Origin of the sequence: Frigoribacterium sp. CFBP9030 (genome assembly GCF_034045195.1) — a bacterium.
Taxonomy (GTDB): Bacteria; Actinomycetota; Actinomycetes; order Actinomycetales; family Microbacteriaceae; genus Frigoribacterium.
In genome coordinates, this window is sequence record NZ_JAXCWG010000005.1 from 177,443 (window position 1) to 197,271 (window position 19,829).

Here is a 19,829-nt window from a genome sequence, read left to right on the forward strand (position 1 = left end):
GCTCTGGCGACCTTTCCGATCCGAGGAGGCGCGGTGCGAGTTCGACTCGCACCGCGCCTCCTTCGTCTGCCCCCGTGTGCGCGCCGAAAAAAAGTGCAGATTCTGCAGATAGATGGTTGCGAATCGTCAACCACCGAGTATGGTTGACATTCTGCAACCAACGGACCAGCCATCGGCGTCGGGTCCCCACCATCTCGAATCACCGGAGCGCACCTTGTCGCAGACCACGACCGCCGCGGGCACGAAGCCCGCGGCACCGCACGAACCGGGCGAAGCGCCCGGCATGAGCCACCGCGAAGTCCTCACGGCCCTCTCGGGTCTGCTGATGGGCATGCTCGTCGCGATCCTGTCGTCGACCGTCGTGTCGACCTCGCTGCCGCGCATCGTCAGCGACCTGAACGGCAGCCAGACCTCGTACACCTGGGTCATCACCGCGACCCTGCTGGCGACCACCGTGAGCACCCCGCTCTGGGGCAAGTTCTCGGACCTCACGAACCGCAAGGTGCTGCTGCAGGTCGCCCTGGTGCTGTTCGTGCTCGCCTCGGTCGCGGCCGGCTTCTCGCAGAACACCGCGACGCTGATCACGTTCCGTGTGTTCCAGGGTCTCGGCGCCGGTGGCCTCACCGCCCTGGTGCAGGTCGTCATGAGCGACATCATCAGCCCGCGTGAGCGCGGCCGCTACATGGGCTACCTCGGCGCCGTCATGAGCGTCGGCACCATCGGCGGCCCGCTGCTCGGCGGCGTGCTGACCGACAGCATCGGCTGGCGCTGGAACTTCTTCGTCGGCGTGCCCGTCGGCATCGCGGCCCTGATCGTCATCCAGAAGACGCTGCACCTGCCCGCCAAGCCGAAGAAGGCCGTCGTCGTCGACTACTGGGGCGCCGGGCTGATCGCCGGCGGCGTCTCGCTGCTGCTCGTCTGGGTGTCGCTCGGCGGCAAGCAGTTCGAGTGGAACTCGACCGCCAGCTGGCTGATGGGCGTCGGCGCCGCCGTGCTGCTCGTGCTCGCCGTGATCGTCGAGTTCCGCACCAAGGAGCCGATCATCCCGCTCACGCTCTTCAAGAACCGCACCTTCACGTTCGCGGTCATCGCCTCGCTCAGCGTCGGCGTCGCGATGTTCGGCACCAGCGTGTTCCTCGGTCAGTACATGCAGCTGGCGCGCGGTCAGTCGCCGACCATGGCGGGCATCCTGACCCTGCCGATGGTGCTCGGCCTGCTCATCTCGTCGATGGTCGCCGGTGCGCTCATCTCGAAGTACGGCAAGTGGAAGCCCTACATGATCGTGGGGTCGGTGCTGCTGGCCGCCGGTCTGTTCCTCATGTCGACCATCGAGTACGACACGAACTTCTTCGTCGTCTCGGTCTTCATGGCGATGATGGGTCTCGGCATCGGCATGGTGATGCAGAACCTCGTGCTCGTCGTGCAGAACTCGGTCGACGTGAGCGTCGTCGGGGCAGCCTCGTCGAGCGTCGCGTTCTTCCGCAGCCTCGGCGGCACGATCGGCGTCTCGGTCATGGGCGCCGTGCTCGGCACCAAGGTCTCGGGCTACATCACCGACGACCTGACCAGCGCCGGCGTCGACCCCAGCGCCCTCGGCGGCGGCTCGGCCTCGAGCATCCCCGACCTGAGCACGCTGCCCGGCCCGATCCGCACGATCGTCGAGTCCGCCTACGGGCAGGGCGTCGCCGACGTGTTCCTGATCGCCGCACCGCTCGCGATCATCACGATCGTGTTCGTCTGCCTGCTGCCGAACGTCGAGCTCGGCACGAAGAGCGGCATCCAGCGCGCCGCAGCGGCCTCGTCCGACGACGAAGGAGGCGCGGCTCCGGTCGACGGGAACGACGCGTCGCCTGCGGTCAAGGGTGCGGCGGCCACGGCCGGTCTGGCGCCTGCGGTGTCGAGCGGGCCGGCGACCGCCGGTGCTCCGACCTCCCCGGTCGACGCCGGAGTCATGACCGGGACCGGCGCCACGACCGATGCCGGGGCCGGGGCTGGGAACAGGGCCGGGTCCGACGCCGTGGCAGGGGCCGAGGCCGAGGCCGCGGGGCGTCACCACGCCCACACGACGACGCGCACCGGGACGATCGATACGATCATCGCGACGGGTGCCGCCGAGGTGGCGGGTCACCCGGTGTCCGACGACGAGCTGGCCGAGAGCCCGGTGTTCTCGTCCCTGGTCGAGGAGAAGGATGTCGCAGCGGACCGATGACGCGACGCGGGCGGGCGCGGTGCCGAGCGCACCGCGCCTCCCGAGCCCGGACGACGAGGGTCGCGAGGGGCTGATGGCGGGTGTGGTCGACGAGATCGGCTCGATGATGGTCGAGGCCAAGCGCACCATCGCAGCCGCGGCCTCGCGGTTCGACCCCGACGTGCCGCCGACGGCGTTCTACGTGCTGCGCTACGTCATGAAGCACCAGCCGTGCACCGCGGGCGACATCGTCAAGGCGATGGCGATGGACAAGAGCGCCGTCAGCCGCCAGGTCGCGCTGCTGCGCGACGCCGGGTTCGTCGACGTCGTGGCGGACGCGAGCGACGGCCGCGTGTCGATGCTCCGCAGCACCGAGCGGGCCGACGCCCGCATGCTCGAGGTGCGGCACGAGAACCGCGCCGTGTTCCGCAGCCACGTCGAGGGCTGGACGGACGACGAGCTCGGCGAGTTCGCCGGCTGGCTCCGCCGGTTCAACACGCCCTCCGCCGAGCCCCGGTAGCTCAGGCGCCGGTGCCGGTGCTGGCATCTGCGCCGGAGCGGGCGAGTTCGGCGCGGGCGGGCGGCGGCGGAGGCCCGGTTGCGCCGGACTGGACCGTGTTCGGGCGCGCGTCGTGGTCGCGGTGCGGCACGGACGCCCGCTTCCGCCGGACTCGCCCGGGGTCGCGCGCGACCCGACCCGCGCCTCCTCGGCCCCGACCCGCGCCTCCTCGGCCCGCGCCTCCTCGGCCCGCGCCTCCTCGGCCCGCGCCTCGTCGACCCTCGACGGCGGAGGCCGCACACCACGAAGGCCCCCTCCGCAGCACGCGGAGGGGGCCTTCGTCGGAGCAGGTGCTAGATCGTGGCCGTGTCGATCACGAAGCGGTAGCGGACCTTGCTGGCGACGACGCGCTCGTAGGCGTCGTCGACCTCGTCGGCCCCGATCGTCTCGATCTCGGCGCCGATGCGGTGCTCGGCGCAGAAGTCGAGCATCTCCTGAGTCTCGGGGATGCCGCCGATGTTCGAACCCGCGAGGCTGCGACGGCCGCCGATCAGCGACCCGGCACGGAACGACTGCGGGTTCTCGGGCAGACCGACGAACACCATGGTGCCGTTGAGACGCAGGGTGCGGGCGTAGGCGTCGATGTCCATGTCGGCCGAGATCGTGTTGATGATCAGGTCGAACGAGTTCTTGAGCTTGCCGAAGGTCTCGGGGTCGCTCGACGCGTAGTAGTGGTCGGCGCCGAGCTTCAGGCCGTCCTCCTGCTTCGACAGCGTCTGGCTGATGACGGTGACCTCGGCGCCCATGGCGTGCGCGATCTTGACGGCCATGTGACCGAGACCGCCCATGCCGACGACCGCGACCTTCTTGCCGGGGCCCGCGCCCCAGTGCTTCAGCGGCGAGTAGGTGGTGATGCCGGCGCAGAGCAGCGGAGCGGCCTCGTCGAGCGCGATGCCCTCGGGGATCGACAGCACGTAGTTCTCGTCGGCGACGATCTGCTTGGCGTACCCGCCGTAGGTGGGCTCGCCCGAGTACTGACGGCCGTTGTAGGTCGCGACGTTGCCCTTGACGCAGAACTGCTGCTCGCCGGCCAGGCAGTTCTCGCACTCGCGGCAGCTGTCGACGAAGCAGCCGATGCCGACGCGGTCGCCGACCTTGTGCTTGGTGACGTCGCTGCCGACCTCGGTGACGATGCCGGCGATCTCGTGGCCGGGCACCATCGGGAAGATCGCCTTGCCCCACTCTTCGCGGGCCTGGTGGATGTCGCTGTGGCAGATGCCGGCGAACGCGATGTCGATCTGGACGTCGTTCGGACCGACGTCGCGGAGCTCGACGGTCGAGTGCTCGAAGGGGGCGCCGGCGGACGGCGTCAGCAGAACGGGGACTGTGGTGGTCATGGGTTACCTCCGGGGTTGCGAGTGACTCGCGCGTCTGTGGGCGCGCTGATCTCCGACGACGCTGTGGGGGACGATACGAGCCTAGGCGCGCCTCCCTGGGGCTTGCTCGTGTCGGGAACCGTTCTCAGATCGGGGGCGTTCGCGAGGAGGCGGGGGCCGAAGAATCGGGGGTCGAGGAGGCGCGGGTCGAGGAGGCGCGGGTCGAGGAGGCGCGGGCCGAGGAGGCGCGGGTCAGCCGAGCAGGTCGGCCTGCCAGACGAGGGCGGCGGCCCCGACGAGCGGACTCTCGTCGCTCAGACCGGAGCGCACGACGCGGACGCGCCGGGCGTAGTCGTTGACCGGGGCCGCATCGACGCTCTGGCGCACCAGGTCGAGGTAGTCGTCGCTGACGCGGGAGAAGCCCCCGCCGATCGCGGCGACGTCGAGGTCGAGCAGGGTCGTGACCGACGAGATGGCCTCGCCGACGGCGTTGGCCGATCGGCGGACGGCGGCGACCGCGATCTCGTCGCCGGCGACGTAGCCGGCGGCCAGGTCTTCGCCGCGCTCGCCCTGCCAGCCCTGCGCCTGCGCCCACGCGACGACGTTCGGACCCGATGCGATGACCTCGAGCGTGGCGGCCCAGGCGCTCTCGCCCTCGGGCCGGTCGGCGATCTGGATCTGGCCGATGTGACCGGCGTTGCCCGTGCCTCCGGACAGGAGACGGCCGTTGACGATCAGCCCGCCGCCGACACCGGTGGAGACGGTGATGGCGAGCGCATTGTCGACACCCTGCGTGGCACCGACCCAGTGCTCGGCGAGGGCGAGGCTGACGCCGTCGAGTCGGAGGGTGACCGGGGCCGAGTCGGGCAGCGTGGCCGCGGCCAGCGAGGCGACCAGCTCGCGCAGGGGGAAGCCGCGCCAGGCGGGCAGGTTGATCGGCGAGACCGTGCCGGCGATGAGATCGACCGGGCCCGCGCTGCCGATGCCCGCACCGACGAGGACGTCGTCGCCCGGCAGGGACGCCAGGGCGTGGGCCACGACCGTGCGGACGGCCTCGGCCAGCTCGTCGGACGTCGATGTCGCACCCGTCGGACGCCGCTCGCGGCTGCCGTCGAGGAGGGTTCCGTCTGCGGCGACGAGCGCCGCCTCGACCTTGGTGCCGCCGACGTCGACGGCCAGTGCGTATTCGCTCACGTCGTCAGCGTAGCGGCGGGGTGCGACATCGGCCGGGCCCGGTCTAGGGTGACGTGTCGCCTCGTGACCCCGACGCCGAGGCACCCGACGGACCGCTATCGAGAGGCGCCTCATGACCACCAGCGAGGGACGCCCGCGCGGCGCCAGGGTCGTCGTCATCGGCGACGCGCTCATCGACGAGCTGCGCACCGAGACGGGCTCGAGCGATCACGTCGGCGGCGCCGGTCTCAACGTCGCCGTCGGTCTCAGTCGCCTCGGGGTGCCGACCACGCTGCTGGCGTCCATCGGCGACGATGCCGACGGGCGCTCGATCCGGAGCTTCCTCGCCGAGCACGGGGTCGACCTGCTCGAGACGGTCAACCCGCTCGGCACCGGTCGGGCCGTGTCGCTGCGGGTCGACGGCGAGCCGTCGTACGTGTTCACCGACGCCGCCGTCGCCCGCGGCCTCGACTTCTCTGCCGAGCAGCTCGCCGCCCTCGACGCGGCCCCGCTGATCGCCGTCAGCTCGTACCCGTTCGACGACGTGGCTCTCACCGACCGCCTGCTCGCGGTCGCCGGCGACTCGCCCCGCCGCCTGGTGGTCGACCCCAACCCCCGGCCCGGGTTCCTGCCGGGCGGCGACGCCCAGGTCGCCGCGTTCGGAGCCGGATTCGCCCGCGTGGCCGCGACGTGCCTCCTCGTCAAGATCGGCGACGACGACGCGGAGCTCGTCACCGGCGGCCCGCTGTCGGACTGGCAGGAGGCGCTGCTCACCGCCGGTGCCGGGGGAGTGCTCGCGACGCGCGGGTCCGACGGGGCGAGCCTGCTGCTGGCCGGCGGGGCGGAGCTGCGGCGCGGCATCTCTGCCGCTGACGGCGAGGTCGTCGACACGATGGGCGCGGGTGACGCGACCTTCGCCGCGATCGTCTCGTCGCTGCTCTCCGCGCGGCGCGAACCGGGGTCGGTGGACTGGGCCGACGCGCTCGGACGCGCGATGGACATCGCCGCCGCCACGGTGCGCTCGCCCGGGGCGCTGCTCCGCGCGCCGGGCCTCTGACGCGACCCGCGCCTCCTCGGCGATCGATGTGACGCGAAGGGGCGCTTGCGGCGGCCGTAGGGCCCCGGATGCGTCACCTCGATGCGGCGCGTGCGGCGCGCGCTGCTGCGTTCCGCGAGCCGCGCCTCCGCGGCGATCGATGTGACCCGAAGGGGGCCTCTCGGTGCCGGGAGGACCCCTTATGCGTCACCTCGGTGCGGTGCGGTGCGGTGCGGTGCGGTGCGGTGCGGTGCCGCGCGCTGCTCCGTTCCGCGCCTCCTCGGCGATCGATGTGACTCGAAGGGGCGCTTGCGGTGCGCGGAGGGCCCCCGATGCGTCACTTGGATGCGGTGCGCGCTGCAGCGTTGGGTGAGCCGCACCCCCTCGGAAATCGATGTGACGCGAAGGGGGCGTTGCGGCGTACGCGGGGGCCTTGTTGCGTCACTTCGATGGGGCGCGGGGCGCGGGGCGCGGCGCGCTGCGCGCACACCGGCGCACCGGCGCGGCCCGCGTCAGGCGCTGGCCTCGTGCGTGCTGCGCGCCTTGCCCGACAGGTACCAGTGCGAGCGCACGCCGGTCTCGACGGGCTGCATGCCGACGACGACCTTGCCCCGCGAGTGATGCTCGGCGAGATCGTCGAACGCCTGCGTGATGTAGTCGAACGGGTAGAAGCCCGAGATGAGCACCCGCACCTTGTTCTCGGCGATCAGCTTCGCGAGGGCGGCGAGCACCATGGCGGGCTCGGTGTCGTCTCGCTCGGGCCGGATGTAGTGCATCTCGAGGTCGAGACGGTGCTCGCTCGAGCTGAACCGCGCCTCCTTCACTCCGAGGCTCGTCGCCAGCTCGGGGTTGTCGCCGCCGAAGTTGTCGATGAACGCGGTGATGGGGCGCTTCGCGGCCTCCTCGATGCGCTGCTGCAGACCCTCGCCGTACGTGATGGGCGTGACGCCGATCGAGCGCAGGTAGTCGTGGTTCGGCGGGCTGCAGGTGCCGATCACCTTCGCCCCCGCCGCGAGGGCGAGCTGGCACTCGATGTGACCCACCCCGCCGGCCGCCGCGGTGATGACCACGATGTCGCCCGGCCCGAGGTGCAGCGAGCGGACCACGTCGTACGCCGTCACCCCGGCGAGATAGAGCCCGCCGGCGACCTCCCACCCGACGTTCGACGGCTTCTTCACGATCGACGAGGCGGGGACGGTCACGTAGGTGGCGTGCGCTCCGCCTTCGATCGCGTGACCGATCACCTCGGCCCCGACCGCGAAGTCGCGAACGGCCGACCCGCGCTTCTTGATGATGCCGGCGAAGCACGACCCCTGACGGGCCGGGAACTCGAGCGGCAGCCGGTCGATGAAGTCGCCCTTGCGGATGAAGTTCTCGATGTGGTTCAGGCCGGCGCAGACGACCTCGACGACGACCTCGTCGTCGGCGGGGACGGGCAGCTCCTGGGTGACGAAGTGCAGCTCGTCGACGTCTCCGTAGCGTTCGAACTCGACGGCTCTTCCGGTGCGACTCATGACCGACCTCCTTGTGGCGTTGCCTGATTGTGCGCCTCCTCGCGGCGGTGCGCACGCCCCCGTCCGAGGTCGTCGGGCCGTCGAGGTCGTCAGGCGAGCAGCCGAGGAGGCGCGGTGCGGGCCGCCGGGTCGGCTCACCACTCCGACGGGGCGGGGCTCACCACTCCGAGGAGGCGCGGTGCGGGCTGCCGGGTCCGCTCACCACTCCGACGGGTCCCGCTAGAGCCGCTCGGTCGGCACGGCGAACGTGTCGCAGGCCCCCGCGCCGCCGGCGCGACCCGTGTCGAACCACCTCTGGCGCTGTTCGGCCGAGCCGTGGGTCCAGGTGTCGGAGTCGACGCGGCCGCCCGACGCCTCCTGGATGCGGTCGTCGCCCACCGCCGCCGCGGCGTCGAGCGCGTCGGCGATCTGCGCGTCGGTCACCGGTTCGAGGAACGTCGTGCCGGCGTCGTCCGCGACCGTCGTCGCCGCACCGACCCAGGCCCCCGCGTAGCAGTCGGCCTGCACCTCGAGGCGGATGGTGTCCGAGCCGGGCCCCGTCGCACTGCGGTCGGCGCGGTCGAAGGCGCCGGTCAGCTGCTGGATGTGGTGGCCCCACTCGTGCCCGACGACGTACATCTGCGCGAGCGGACCGGCGCTCGCCCCGTACTGCTCGCGCAGCTGGTCGAAGAAGTCGGTGTCGACGTAGAGCGCCTGGTCGGGCGGGCAGTAGAACGGGCCGGTGGCGCTCGTCGCGCTGCCGCAGCCGGTGTCGACGGCCGCCGTGAACAGGAAGAAGTCGGGCGTGACGTACTCGCCGACACCGAGCTGCGCGGCCTCCGTCGACCAGTACGTGTCGAGCGAGTCCGCCGCGCCGGCCATGCGGCAGTCGATGCTCGCGTTGGCGTCGGCGCCCGTCTCGCAGCCCTCGAGCGGAGCCGCCGCGATCTGATCGGGCGAACCCGAGCCGGTCGACGTGCCGTCGAGCAGCCCGCTGAGGTTCACCCCGGTGAACTGGTTGATCAGGGCGACGACGATGATCGCCACGACGCCCGTCCCGCCGGCCGCGATGCCGGTGGTGCGACCCCGGCCGCGCCGTCGGACCTTGCTGCTGTCGATGCGCGCATCGTCGTTGAAAGACATGCGTCAGAAACTACGCGGGTCGCGGGGGCCGCGGCCCGTCGAGGTCAGGCCTGGTCGGTGCCCTCGGCCCGCTCGCGCTCGGCGCGGAGCAGCGCGCGACCGGCGTCGCGGTCTTTCACGCGCTGCTCCTCCTCGCGCACCTCGGCCAGGTTCGCGCGCTCGGTGACCAGCCAGGCGGGCATCTCCTTCAGCAGGTCGTGGATCTCGTCGGTGGTGAGCGCGTCGTCGACGCCGGCGCGCGCGAGACCCGAGATCGTGACGCCGAGCTTCTGCGCGACGACGGGGCGGGGGTGCGGGCCGGTGCGGCGCAGCTCGGCAAGCCACTCGGGCGGGTTCGCGGTGAGCTCGGCGAACTCCTCGCGGGTGACGGGCGTGTTCTGGAACGACTCGGGCGTGGCCGGCAGGTGCACCCCGAGCTTCTTCGCGGCAGTGAAGGGCTTGAGCGTCTGCGGGGTCTTCTGAGTCATGCCGCAAGGGTACCGGGAGGCGCGGGTCGGCACGAGCGCGCACCCCGGTACCCTGGGGCGATGACGACCGAGCCGACCCGCGCCTCCTTCCGCATCGGGTTCGTCCCCGGCGTCACGCTGTCGAAGTGGTCGCGCCTGTGGGAGGAGCGCCGGGCCGACCTGCCCCTCGACGTCGTCGAGATCGACGCCTCGAGCGCCCTCGACGCCCTGCACGGCGACGCCGCCGTCGACATGCTGCTCGCGCGGCTGCCCCTCGCCACCGACGACGACCACTCGGTCATCCGTCTCTACGACGAGCGCGCGGTGGCCGTCGTCTCGAAAGACCACCCGCTGGCCACGCTCGGCATCGAGCACGAGCTGACCGCCGCCGACCTCGAGGGCGAGACCCGTCACGACCTCGATCCGACGCTGACCGACGCCCAGGCCGTCGACGTCGCGGCGACCGGCGCCGGCGTCGCGGTCGTGCCGCAGTCGATCGCACGGCTGTACTCGCGCAGCGGCCTGACCTACCGCTTCGTCTCGAATCTCGAGCCCACCGTCGTCGCGCTGGTCTGGCTCGTCGACCGCAGCGACGACGACACCGACGACTTCATCGGCGTCGTCCGCGGGCGCACCGCGCGCAGCAGCCGGTCGAGGAGGCGCGACGAGCCCGAGCAGGCGGCCCCGGCCAAGAAGGGGTCGGCTGCCGACCCTCGCGGCGCCAAGCCGAAGCGGACGCCGCCGCAGGGCCGCGGACCGCAGCGCGGCACCGGGCGCAGCCGCCCCCGACGCGGCCGCTGAGCCTCGGTCGCTGGGCCGGAGCCGTCGAGCCGCAGCCGCTGAGCCGCAGCCCCCGACGCGGCGGCTGAGCCGCAGCCGCCCCGACGCCCCCGCCTCGCACCGTCCGGACGCGACGAGGGGTACACGCGTGGGGTACAGGACCGCCCCCGGAACCCCTACCCCTCCGGGCTGAGCGGCCTGCGGGCCGCCGCGGCGTAGCGTCCACGCCACGATCGCATCGACGACCGGCCGACGGCGGCCGGCGCAGACGAAGGAGGCGCGATGACGTTCAGCAAGGGAGACCACGTCACCTGGAACACCCCGCAGGGCGAGACCCACGGCACGGTCGTGGAGAAGCGCGTCGAGGAGTTCCAGCTCGACGGGCAGAAGTTCAAGGCCTCCGACGACGAGCCCTACTTCGTCGTCGAGAGCGACAAGAGCGGCTCGAAGGCGGCCCACAAGGAGTCCGCCCTGAGTAAGAAGAAGTAGCCCCACCCTGCACCCGCGACACCCTCGACCCAAGGAGACAGCATGGCCGACCTGACCGATGTGCGCTGGAACGACGAAGCGCGCGACAAGATCCTGACCGACTCCGACCGCGTCCTGCAGGAGGCCGTCCGCGATGCCGCGGCCGCTCACTCGGGCGAGTCGTGGGAGGAGTCGTACAAGGCGATCAACGACGCGGTCAAGGACCGCTTCATCGACTACGAGCCCGGCCCGGACGTGCGCAAGTACGCCGAGGCCATCGAGCGCGGCGACTACAGCTGACCCGCGCCTCCCGGGGGTGCGCGGTCAGGCGACCCGCGCCTCCGGGGCGTCGACGCGGTGCACGCGGGGGTGCACCGCCACGGCCGTCGCGACGGTGACGACCAGCACGGCCAGGGCGATCAGCGCGGTCGACGTGCCGACCAGCTCGGCGAGCGGACCGACCGCGATCTCGCCGACCGGCATCCCCGCCAGCGACGCGACCGTGACGGCCGAGATCACCCGCCCGCGGTAGAGACCGGGCACCTGCCGCTGCACCGCGATGTCGAGCGGCACGGTGAACACCTCGAGTCCGATGCTCGCGACGAAGAGCCCGACGCTGATCCAGAAGAACCAGTGCAGCGGGTCGAAGGCGACCGGGTCGGTGGTCACCGTCAAGGCGAGCAGCACCAGCGGGATCGCGAGCGCCGCCGCACCGAGGCAGGCGGCCCACAGTCGCACCCGGCCGCGCAGCGAGCCGGCCCAGAACGCTCCGACGATCAGCCCGAGGGTCTGCACGGCGCCGGCGAAGCCCCAGAGGAGGCGCCCGAAGGCGTCGTCGGCGACCAGGGGGCCGAGAACGTGGATCCCGCCCCCGAAGGCGAACTGGAACACGAACGCGAGCGCCGCGGCGGCGCCGAGCCACCGGGTGCGCCAGACGAACCCGAGTCCGCTGCCGAGATCGGCCAGGACGGTCGTCCCCCCGGAGGCGCGGGCCGAGTCGGCCGGCAGCCCCACGAACACGACGCCCGCCACCGCGAAGACCGCACCGCCGAGCGCCAGGGCGAGACCCGAGCCGAGGGTGGCGACCACGGCACCGCCGACCGCGAGGCCGACGACGAGCCCGACGTTGGTGCCGACCCGCATGAGCACGGTCGCGTCGCCGATCCGTGCGTCGCGCACCGTGTCTCTCACGAGTGCGCCGGTGGCCGGTCCGAAGAAGGCGGCGGAGGCGCCGTTGACGGCCCCGATCACGGCGAGGGTGGTCAGGGTCTCGGTCTCGGTGAGCATCAGGAGGGCCGCGATCAGCAGGGAGCCGGCCGAGACGAACGACGAGACGACGGCGACGAGGCGCTTCGAGAGTCGATCGGCGAGGGCTCCGCCGAAGAGCAGCAGCGCGATGTTCGGCACCGATCGCGCCGCCACGACGAGGCCGAGGTCGACGGGGCCGGCCCCCAGGTCGATCGCCGCGAAGACGATCGCGATGGGGGCGAATCCGCTGCCCGTCCACGACACGAGACGACCGAGCCACAGGGCCCGGAAGGCGGGGACCGTCAGCAGCGACCAGGGCATCGCTCGACTCTATGCCGGTGCGGGCGGGTGCACCCGCCCGGTGTCACACGGCCGGACGACGATTTAGGCTGGCCCCGATGGACGCCTCCGCCCCCGCCCCCTCCGCCGACCCGGGTTCCGAACCCGCGGTCGATCCCGCGGCGGGCCCGGAGGTCGGCCCCGCGGCCAGCCCCGCGGCCGGCCCCGCGGTGGCGGACGTCCGCGAGCCGGGTCGCTACCGCAAGGGCATCGCCAAGCGCGAGGCGATCCTCGACGCCGCGCTGCCCGTCTTCGGCCAGGTGGGGTTCCACGGGGCGTCGCTGCGGGAGATCGCGCGGCAGTGCGGGGTGTCGCACCAGTCGCTGATGCACTACTTCCCGACGAAGGACGAACTGCTGATGGCGGTGCTGCGTCGGCGTGACGAGCGCCTGCGGCGGCACTTCGACGACGACGGCGGCATGCGGGTCGACGAGCTCGTCGAGCTGGCCGAGTACAACGTCGACGTGCCGGTCGTCATCTCGCTGTTCATCACGGCGTCGGCCGAGGCCGTCTCGAGCGAGCACCCGGCGCACGAGTACTACCGCGACTATTACGACCGCATCATCCGCTCGACGACGGCGTACCTCTCGGTGGCCGCCGACCGCGGCTGGCTGCGGCCCGGCTACACGGCGACCGCGGCGGCGCGGGTCGTGCTCGCCGTCCAGGACGGCCTGCAGCTGCAGTGGCTCTACGAACGCGACGCCGTGCACGTCGCCGACCTGATGCGGCTCGTGATCGGCAGCGTGCTGACCGTTCCGACGTCGGAGCTCGACGAGGCGGTCCGCGAGGAGGCACGGCGCCGGCGGTGACCGACCCGCCCTCCGGCGTCGCCCCGGGTCACTTCGCGCTGATGCGCTGGAACTTGCGGATGCAGAGGGGCACGAACACCACGAGCATCACGGTGATGCCGATCAGCACGGTCGCGTAGGGGTGCTGCATCGTCCAGATGTCGGGCACCGGGGTGTCGCCGAGGTTGCCGAACGACGTGCGCGCCGCCTGCACGAGCGACGAGACCGGGTTCCACTCGGCGAAGACCCGGAGGACCGTCGGCAGCGTGTCGCTCGGCACGAACGCGTTCGAGACGAACGTGAGCGGGAACAGGATCATGAACGAGGCGTTGTTGATCGTCTCGGGGGTCTTCACGCTCATGCCGAGCAGGGCCATGACCCAGCTGAACGAGTAGCTGAAGAGCAGCAGCAGGGCGACGCCGCCGAGGAACGACGCCGGTGACGCGTTCACCCGCCACCCGACGGCGAGACCGGTCAGCATCATGATGACCATCGAGATCGTGTTGAGCGCGAGGTCGCTGTTGGTGCGGCCGATCAACACGGCGGAGGGGCTCATCGGCAGGGTGCGGAACCGGTCGATGATCCCCTCTTTCAGGTCTTGCGCCATGGCGGCCCCCGAGAATGTCGAGCCGAACACGACGGTCTGCGCGAAGATGCCCGCCATCAGGAACTGCGTGTAGTCGGTGCCCTCGACGGCGATCGCTCCGCCGTAGACCTGACTGAACAGCAGGACGAACATGATGGGCTGCAGCACGGCGAAGATCAGCATGTCGGGCGAGCGACGCACCTTGATCAGGTTGCGCTTGGTGACGGCCCAGCCGTCGGACGCCCAGGTCGAGAGACCCGTGTCGGTGGCGGGCTCGAGGGTCTGCGCGAGCGCGGTCGTGGTGGTCATGCGCGGGCCTTCTTCTCGCTCGGGGCGTCGGTGCCGGCGGCGTCGTCGTCGGCGCCGGTGCGGTGGCCGGTCAGCTGCAGGAAGACGTCGTCGAGGGTGGGGCGCCGCATGCCGGCGTCGTGCAGCTCGATGCCGGCCGCGCCGAGGTCGGCGAGGGTGCGTTGCAGCGCGGTCGGCCCGTCGGTGACGGCGACCTCGAGCTGACGGCCGTCGGCGTCGATCGTCGGCTCGTTGTCGCCGTGCCGGCGGAGGACCTCGACGGCCTGGGCCGATCGGGTCTCGTCGACCAGCGCCACGACGAGTCGATGACCGCCCACCTGGGCCTTGAGCTGATCGGACGTGCCCTCGGCGATGACGGCGCCGCCGTCGATCACCGAGATGTCGTCGGCGAGGCGGTCGGCCTCCTCGAGGTACTGCGTGGTGAGCAGCACCGTCGTGCCGCCGTCGACCAGGCTGGTGATGATGTCCCAGAGGGCCAGCCGGCTGCGCGGGTCGAGACCCGTGGTGGGCTCGTCGAGGAAGAGCACGCGCGGGTTCGTGACGAGGGCGCCGGCGAGGTCGATGCGACGGCGCATGCCGCCGGAGAAGCCCTTGACCGGTCGATCACCGGCGGCGGAGAGGTCGAACACGTCGATGAGCTCGCGAGCGCGCTCGCGGGAGACCTTCGCGCCGAGGTGGTAGAGCCGCCCGATCATGTCGAGGTTCTCGAAGCCGGTCAGGTTCTCGTCGACTGCGGCGTACTGGCCCGAGACGCCGATCGAGCGCCGCACGGCCTGCGCGTCGGCGACGACGTCGAGACCGGCGATGGTCGCGGTGCCCGTGTCGGGGCGCTCGAGCGTGGTGAGCATCTTGACGACCGTCGTCTTGCCGGCGCCGTTCGGCCCGAGCAGCGCCTTCACGGTGCCCTCGGGCACGGTGAGGTCGAGCCCGTTCAGGGCGTGGACGGGACCGGACTTCGACCGGTAGGTCTTGGTGAGGCCCCGTGCTTCGATCATGGCCATCGTCGATCCGTTCTCCGCTCGCTGCCGGTTTCCGGGGAGCGGCCCCGGACGCGCTCAAGGTAGCGCGGTCCGCCCCTCACCGCCAGTGATATTCCGTCAGCTGTGGACATCGACCGGACATCGACCGACGGCCGGTGGACAGCCGAGCGGACGGCCTCGTGTTACGAGCAGATGTCAAACCTTGCCGCGTGGCAAGTTCCGCTCTACATTCATCCCATGACCACCTTCGACGAGACGGCGGGGCCGTCCACCGCTGAACAGCTCCTGCCCGTCGGCATCGGCGACGACGCCGTCGCCGTCGCACGCCGCTGGGCGCACGAGGCCTCCGCGGCCCCGAGCACCGGCTCGGCCCATCTGCTCGCGCAGGTGCTGAAAGACGAATCGGGTCTCGCCTTCACGATCGGCTTCGTCGATCGCGTCGTCCGCCCCGAAGACCTCGGCGTCGCCGCCCGCAACCTGGCGACCCTCGCCAAGCAGGCTCCGTCGTTCCTGCCGTGGCACATGCGCAGCGCCGTCCGCCTCGGCGGCGTCATGGCGCCCGTGCTGCCCGGCGTCGTCGTGCCGATCGCCCGCCGCGTGCTCCGCGGCATGGTCGGGCACCTCGTCGCCGACGCCCGCCCCGCCCGGCTCGGCAAGGCGATCGCCTCGATCAAGCAGGACCGCACGCGGCTGAACCTCAATCTGCTCGGCGAGGCAGTGCTCGGCGACGCCGAGGCCGAGCACCGGCTCGCGGGCACCCGGGCGCTGCTCGCCCGCGACGACGTCGACTACGTGTCGATCAAGGTCTCGTCGATCGTCAGCCAGCTCTCGATGTGGGCCTTCGACGAGACCGTCGAGCGCGTCGTCGAGAAGCTGACCCCGCTCTACGAACTGGCCGCCCGCTCTCGCGAGCCGAAGTTCATCAACCTCGACATGGAGGAGTACCGCGACCTCGACCTGACGATCGCGGTCTTCACGCGCCTCCTCGACCAGCCGCAGCTCCGCGACCTCGAGGCCGGCATCGTGCTGCAGACCTATCTGCCCGACGCGCTCGGCGCCCTGCAGGGGCTCACCGAGTGGGCGACCGACCGGGTCGACGCGGGCGGCGCGGCCATCAAGGTGCGCGTGGTCAAGGGCGCGAACCTCGCCATGGAGACCGTCGACGCCACCGTCCACGAGTGGCCCCTCGCCACCTACGGCACGAAGCAGGACAGCGACACGAACTACAAGAGGGTGCTGACCTGGGCGCTCACCCCCGAGCGCACCCGCGCCGTGCGGATCGGCGTCGCCGGTCACAACCTCTTCGACATCGCCTTCGCGCACCTGCTCGCCGAGGCCCGCGGGGTCGGCGACCGCATCGAGTTCGAGATGCTGCTCGGCATGGCCGAGGGTCAGGCCGAGCTCGTCAAGGCCGACGTCGGCGGGCTGCTGCTCTACACGCCGGTCGTGCACCCCCGCGAGTTCGACGTCGCCATCAGCTATCTCATCCGACGCCTCGAAGAGAACGCGTCGAGCGAGAACTTCATGTCGGCCGTCTTCGAGCTCGCTTCGAACGAGGCCATGTTCGAGCGCGAGAAGGGGCGGTTCCTCGCCTCGCTGGCGGCCGTCGACGGCGTCGTGCCCGCTCCGCACCGGGTGCAGAGCCGACTCGACCCCGCGCAGGCCCTCGAGCCGCGCCCGGCCGGCGGCGGTTTCGAGAACGAGCCCGACACCGACCCCGCGCTCGCCGCGAACCGCAGCTGGGGTCGCGGCATCGCCGCCCGCTCGGCCGACTCGACGCTCGGCGTCGACCTGATCGAGGCCGCCCGGGTCACGGACGAGGCGACGCTCGACGCCCTGCTCGACACCGCGGTCGCCGCCTCCTCCGATTGGGCGGCACGAGGAGGCGCGGGTCGGGCCGTCGTCCTCCGCGACGCCGCCGCGATGCTCTCCGCCCGGCGGGCCGACCTGATGGAGGTCGCGGCGAGCGAGACCGGCAAGACCATCGCCGAGGGCGACGTCGAGGTCAGCGAGGCGATCGACTTCGCCAACTGGTACGCCCACCTCGCCGAGGAGCTCGACTCCGTCGACGGCGCCGAGTTCGTGCCCGAACGCCTCACGCTCGTCACCCCGCCGTGGAACTTCCCCGTCGCGATCCCCGCCGGCTCGACCCTCGCCGCGCTCGCCGCGGGCAGCAGCGTCGTCGTCAAACCGGCCGGTCAGGCCAAGCGCTGCGGCGCGGTCATGGTGCAGGCCCTCTGGGACGCCGGCGTGCCGCGAGACGTGCTCACCCTGGTCGACGTCGACGAGGGCGACCTCGGGCGGCACCTCGTGTCGCACCCGTCGGTCGACCGCGTCATCCTCACGGGGGCCTTCGAGACGGCCGCGCTGTTCACCAGCTGGCGCACCGACCTGCCCCTGCTCGCCGAGACCAGCGGCAAGAACTCGATCATCGTCACCCCGAGCGCCGACCTCGACCTCGCGGCCTCCGACGTGATCAAGTCGGCGTTCGGTCACGCGGGGCAGAAGTGCTCGGCGGCGAGTCTCGTGATCCTGGTCGGCTCGGTCGCCACCTCCGAGCGGTTCCGTCGTCAGCTCGTCGACGCCGCGTCGACGATGCGGGTGGGGCTGCCGTCCGACCCGACCACGCAGATGGGCCCGATCGTCGAGCCCGCGCACGGCAAGCTCGAGCGGGCGCTGACGACGCTCGGCGCGGGCGAGTCGTGGCTGGTCGAGCCGAAGCAGCTCGACGAGACGGGTCGGCTCTGGTCGCCCGGCGTCCGATCGGGTGTCGCGGCCGGCAGCGAGTTCCACCTGACGGAGTACTTCGGGCCCGTGCTCGGCATCATGACCGCCGCCACCCTCGACGAGGCGATCCGGCTGCAGAACGCCACCGACTACGGTCTCACGGCGGGTCTGCACACCCTCGACCCCGCCGAGCTCGAGATCTGGCTCGACGCCGTCGAGGCCGGCAACCTCTACGTCAACCGGGGCATCACCGGTGCCGTCGTGCGGCGCCAGCCGTTCGGCGGCTGGAAGAAGTCGTCCGTCGGCGCCGGCGCGAAGGCCGGCGGGCCCAATTACCTCGTCCACCTCGGCTCGTGGCGGCCGACCCCGCTCGTCGAAGCCCAGGAGGCGCGCCCCGGTTCGGCTGTCCTGGCCGCCGTCGAGGCCTCGACGCCGCTGCTCGGGGCGTCGAGCGCATCGGCCCACGACGACCTGCGTGCCGCCGCCGCCTCCGACGAGCACTACTGGGCGACCGAGTTCGGCGTCGCCCGCGATGTCAGCCGACTCGGACTCGAACGCGACCTGCTGCGCTACCGGCCCCTGCCGGTCACGGTGCGGGCGGCCGACGGCGCCGATCCCGTGGCCGTCGTGCGGGTGCTGCTGGCCGGTCTCCGGTCGGGCGCCCCGGTCACCGTCTCGTCGGCGATCGAGCTGCCGACGGCGCTCGTCTCGGCGCTGGGCCTCTCGGCGGGCTCCGTCACGCACGAGGACGACGCGTTCTGGCTCGAGAGGGTGCGCGCGGGGGGTCTGCGGACCGAGCGCGTGCGGTTGGTGACGGCTGCGGGCGACCCGACCCGCGCCTCCTCGGCTCTGTCGTCGGCTCTCGGCGGAGACCCGTCGGTGGCCGTGTTCGACGCCTCGGTGACGCCGACGGGGCGGCTCGAGCTGCTGCCGTTCCTCCGCGAGCAGGCCGTCGCGATCACGGCGCACCGGTTCGGCAACCCCGACCCGTGGAGCGACGCGGTCATCTGAGCGTGGTGCGACGCGGTCGTCTGAGCGTGGTGCGACGCGGTCGTCTGAGCGTGGTGCGGCGGGTCGGTGTCATCGGCGGCGGGTCAGCGCTGACCCGCCGCCGATGACGGGGACCCGCCCAACAGCCTGAGGCGCAGGCGCGCCCCACAGCCCGCGGCCCGCCGAACAGACCGGGGCGAGCCGCACGGCCCCGGGGCGAGCCCCGCAGATCAGACCGCGGGCTGCCCGGCGGCGTACCAGGCCGCGAGCCGCCGCAGGCCCTCGTCGACCCCGACGGCGGGCGTCCACTGCAGGTCGTGCTGAGTGCGCCGCTGATCGAACCAGTGCGCGGTCGAGAGCTGCTCGGCCAGGAACCGTGTCATCGGCGGCTCGTCGGCTCCCGGGCGCACGGCCCAGACCCGTTCGACGAGCGACCCGGCGCCCCGTGCCACCCCCGCCGGAACCCGGAGGCGCGGTGCCGGAACACCGGCCGCCAGACAGATCCCCGCCATCAGGTCGGCCACCGTGCGCGGCTCGCCGTTGGTGAGCACGTACGCCCCGCCGCTGACGGCGTCGACCCGCTCGAGCGCCGCGGCGATGCCGGACGCCGCGTTGTCGACGTAGATCGAGTCGATCAGCGCCGCCCCGTGGCCGAGCAGCGGCAGTCGACCCGAGCGCGCGCGATCGACGATGCGGGCGACGAGCTGGGTGTCGCCGGGCCCCCAGACCAGGTGCGGGCGGACGGCCACGACGCGCAGATCGTCGCCCGCCGCCTGCAGCGCCACGAGCTCGGCCGCCGCCTTCGTGCGGGCGTAGTGGCCGCGGGCCCGGCTCGGCGAGGCGGGAGCGGCGTCGTCTCCGACGATGGACGAGCCGGCGTGCGCGACCGACGGCGACGAGACGAATACGAGGCGGGGCACCGAGGAGGCGCGCATCGCCGCGATCAGCGACCGCGTGCCGCCGACGTTGACGGCCTCGAACTCGGCGGGTGCGCCGGCCAGCGAGACCTTCGCGGCCAGATGGACCACCGCCTCCTGCCCCTCGACGGCGGCGGCGACCGCTGCCGGGTCGGTCATCGAGCCGAGCGCGTCGCGGACCCCGGTCACACCGGACGGCCGACGCTGGAACGTCGTGACCTCGTGCCCGGCCGCGGCGATCGCACGGGCGACGGCACCGCCGAGCAGCCCGCTGGCCCCGGTGACGAGGACCCTCACGGGCGGCGTCCGTCGCTCGGGAGAGGCGTGCCGGCGGCGGAGGCGG

Annotated in this window: 17 protein-coding genes; 8 read left to right on the forward strand and 9 right to left on the reverse strand. The window is 72.2% G+C overall.

Features of this window, described 5'->3' with window-relative positions:
- Positions 1-283: 283 nt before the first annotated feature.
- Together SOM13_RS08265 and SOM13_RS08270 are read left to right on the forward strand one after the other, a co-directional pair.
- The gene (locus tag SOM13_RS08265; protein WP_320479404.1) at positions 284-2,209 is read left to right on the forward strand and encodes an MDR family MFS transporter; all 1,926 of its coding nucleotides are present in this window, start codon (positions 284-286) and stop codon (positions 2,207-2,209) included.
- On the forward strand, positions 2,190-2,708 hold the full coding sequence (locus SOM13_RS08270) for a MarR family winged helix-turn-helix transcriptional regulator (RefSeq protein WP_192061343.1): 519 nt from the start codon (positions 2,190-2,192) through the stop codon (positions 2,706-2,708). The genes SOM13_RS08265 and SOM13_RS08270 overlap by 20 nt, the downstream gene beginning before the upstream one ends.
- 332 nt (positions 2,709-3,040) lie before the next feature.
- Here the strand turns inward: SOM13_RS08270 and SOM13_RS08275 are convergent, their stop codons facing one another.
- Positions 3,041-4,084 (reverse strand): NAD(P)-dependent alcohol dehydrogenase, encoded by a 1,044-nt coding sequence (locus SOM13_RS08275; protein ID WP_243216540.1) that lies wholly within the window; start codon positions 4,082-4,084, stop codon positions 3,041-3,043.
- A 231-nt stretch (positions 4,085-4,315) separates the two neighbouring features.
- Positions 4,316-5,257 carry an ROK family protein gene (locus SOM13_RS08280; RefSeq protein WP_320479405.1) on the reverse strand — a complete coding sequence of 314 codons (942 nt, stop codon included), beginning with the start codon at positions 5,255-5,257 and terminating at the stop codon, positions 4,316-4,318.
- 112 nt (positions 5,258-5,369) lie between these two features.
- Between SOM13_RS08280 and SOM13_RS08285 the strand changes: the two genes are divergently transcribed.
- Positions 5,370-6,293, forward strand: a complete 924-nt coding sequence (locus SOM13_RS08285) for a carbohydrate kinase family protein (RefSeq protein WP_320479406.1) — start codon at positions 5,370-5,372, stop codon at positions 6,291-6,293.
- 491 nt (positions 6,294-6,784) lie between these two features.
- On the opposite strand, the gene SOM13_RS08290 is transcribed toward SOM13_RS08285, so the two are convergent.
- The 3 genes from SOM13_RS08290 to SOM13_RS08300 form a co-directional block, all read right to left on the reverse strand.
- Positions 6,785-7,786 (reverse strand): NADP-dependent oxidoreductase, encoded by a 1,002-nt coding sequence (locus SOM13_RS08290; protein WP_243216526.1) that lies wholly within the window; start codon positions 7,784-7,786, stop codon positions 6,785-6,787.
- A 219-nt stretch (positions 7,787-8,005) separates the two neighbouring features.
- Positions 8,006-8,908 (reverse strand): KPN_02809 family neutral zinc metallopeptidase, encoded by a 903-nt coding sequence (gene ypfJ / locus SOM13_RS08295; protein WP_320479407.1) that lies wholly within the window; start codon positions 8,906-8,908, stop codon positions 8,006-8,008.
- Positions 8,909-8,952: 44 nt separating this feature from the next.
- A complete protein-coding gene (locus SOM13_RS08300; RefSeq protein ID WP_320479408.1) occupies positions 8,953-9,375 on the reverse strand; it encodes a DUF5997 family protein in 423 nt (140 codons plus the stop codon).
- Positions 9,376-9,435: 60 nt separating this feature from the next.
- Here SOM13_RS08300 and SOM13_RS08305 point away from each other — a divergent pair, with 60 nt between their 5' ends.
- From SOM13_RS08305 to SOM13_RS08315, 3 genes are all read left to right on the forward strand, one after another.
- Positions 9,436-10,155, forward strand: coding sequence for a LysR family transcriptional regulator substrate-binding protein (locus tag SOM13_RS08305; RefSeq protein ID WP_320479409.1), 720 nt, complete (start codon positions 9,436-9,438; stop codon positions 10,153-10,155).
- Between the two features lie 261 nt (positions 10,156-10,416).
- On the forward strand, positions 10,417-10,623 hold the full coding sequence (locus SOM13_RS08310; protein ID WP_192061351.1) for a DUF2945 domain-containing protein: 207 nt from the start codon (positions 10,417-10,419) through the stop codon (positions 10,621-10,623).
- A 42-nt stretch (positions 10,624-10,665) separates the two neighbouring features.
- The gene (locus tag SOM13_RS08315; protein ID WP_192061352.1) at positions 10,666-10,902 is read left to right on the forward strand and encodes a hypothetical protein; all 237 of its coding nucleotides are present in this window, start codon (positions 10,666-10,668) and stop codon (positions 10,900-10,902) included.
- Positions 10,903-10,926: 24 nt separating this feature from the next.
- Here the strand turns inward: SOM13_RS08315 and SOM13_RS08320 are convergent, their stop codons facing one another.
- Entirely contained in the window at positions 10,927-12,171 is a 1,245-nt protein-coding gene (locus SOM13_RS08320; protein WP_320479410.1) for an MFS transporter, read from the reverse strand.
- A gap of 77 nt (positions 12,172-12,248) precedes the next feature.
- Here SOM13_RS08320 and SOM13_RS08325 point away from each other — a divergent pair, with 77 nt between their 5' ends.
- The gene (locus SOM13_RS08325; RefSeq protein ID WP_320479411.1) at positions 12,249-12,998 is read left to right on the forward strand and encodes a TetR/AcrR family transcriptional regulator; all 750 of its coding nucleotides are present in this window, start codon (positions 12,249-12,251) and stop codon (positions 12,996-12,998) included.
- A 28-nt stretch (positions 12,999-13,026) separates the two neighbouring features.
- Here the strand turns inward: SOM13_RS08325 and SOM13_RS08330 are convergent, their stop codons facing one another.
- Both SOM13_RS08330 and SOM13_RS08335 read right to left on the reverse strand, forming a co-directional pair.
- A complete protein-coding gene (locus SOM13_RS08330) occupies positions 13,027-13,872 on the reverse strand; it encodes an ABC transporter permease (protein ID WP_192061355.1) in 846 nt (281 codons plus the stop codon).
- On the reverse strand, positions 13,869-14,873 hold the full coding sequence (locus SOM13_RS08335; protein WP_192061356.1) for an ATP-binding cassette domain-containing protein: 1,005 nt from the start codon (positions 14,871-14,873) through the stop codon (positions 13,869-13,871). Before SOM13_RS08335 ends, SOM13_RS08330 begins: the two co-directional genes overlap by 4 nt.
- A 216-nt stretch (positions 14,874-15,089) precedes the next feature.
- Between SOM13_RS08335 and SOM13_RS08340 the strand changes: the two genes are divergently transcribed.
- On the forward strand, positions 15,090-18,590 hold the full coding sequence (locus SOM13_RS08340; RefSeq protein ID WP_320479412.1) for a bifunctional proline dehydrogenase/L-glutamate gamma-semialdehyde dehydrogenase: 3,501 nt from the start codon (positions 15,090-15,092) through the stop codon (positions 18,588-18,590).
- 209 nt (positions 18,591-18,799) lie between these two features.
- Here the strand turns inward: SOM13_RS08340 and SOM13_RS08345 are convergent, their stop codons facing one another.
- Complete coding sequence (locus SOM13_RS08345) at positions 18,800-19,783, reverse strand: NAD-dependent epimerase/dehydratase family protein (RefSeq protein ID WP_320479413.1); 984 nt, start codon at positions 19,781-19,783, stop codon at positions 18,800-18,802.
- Positions 19,784-19,829: the final 46 nt, after the last annotated feature.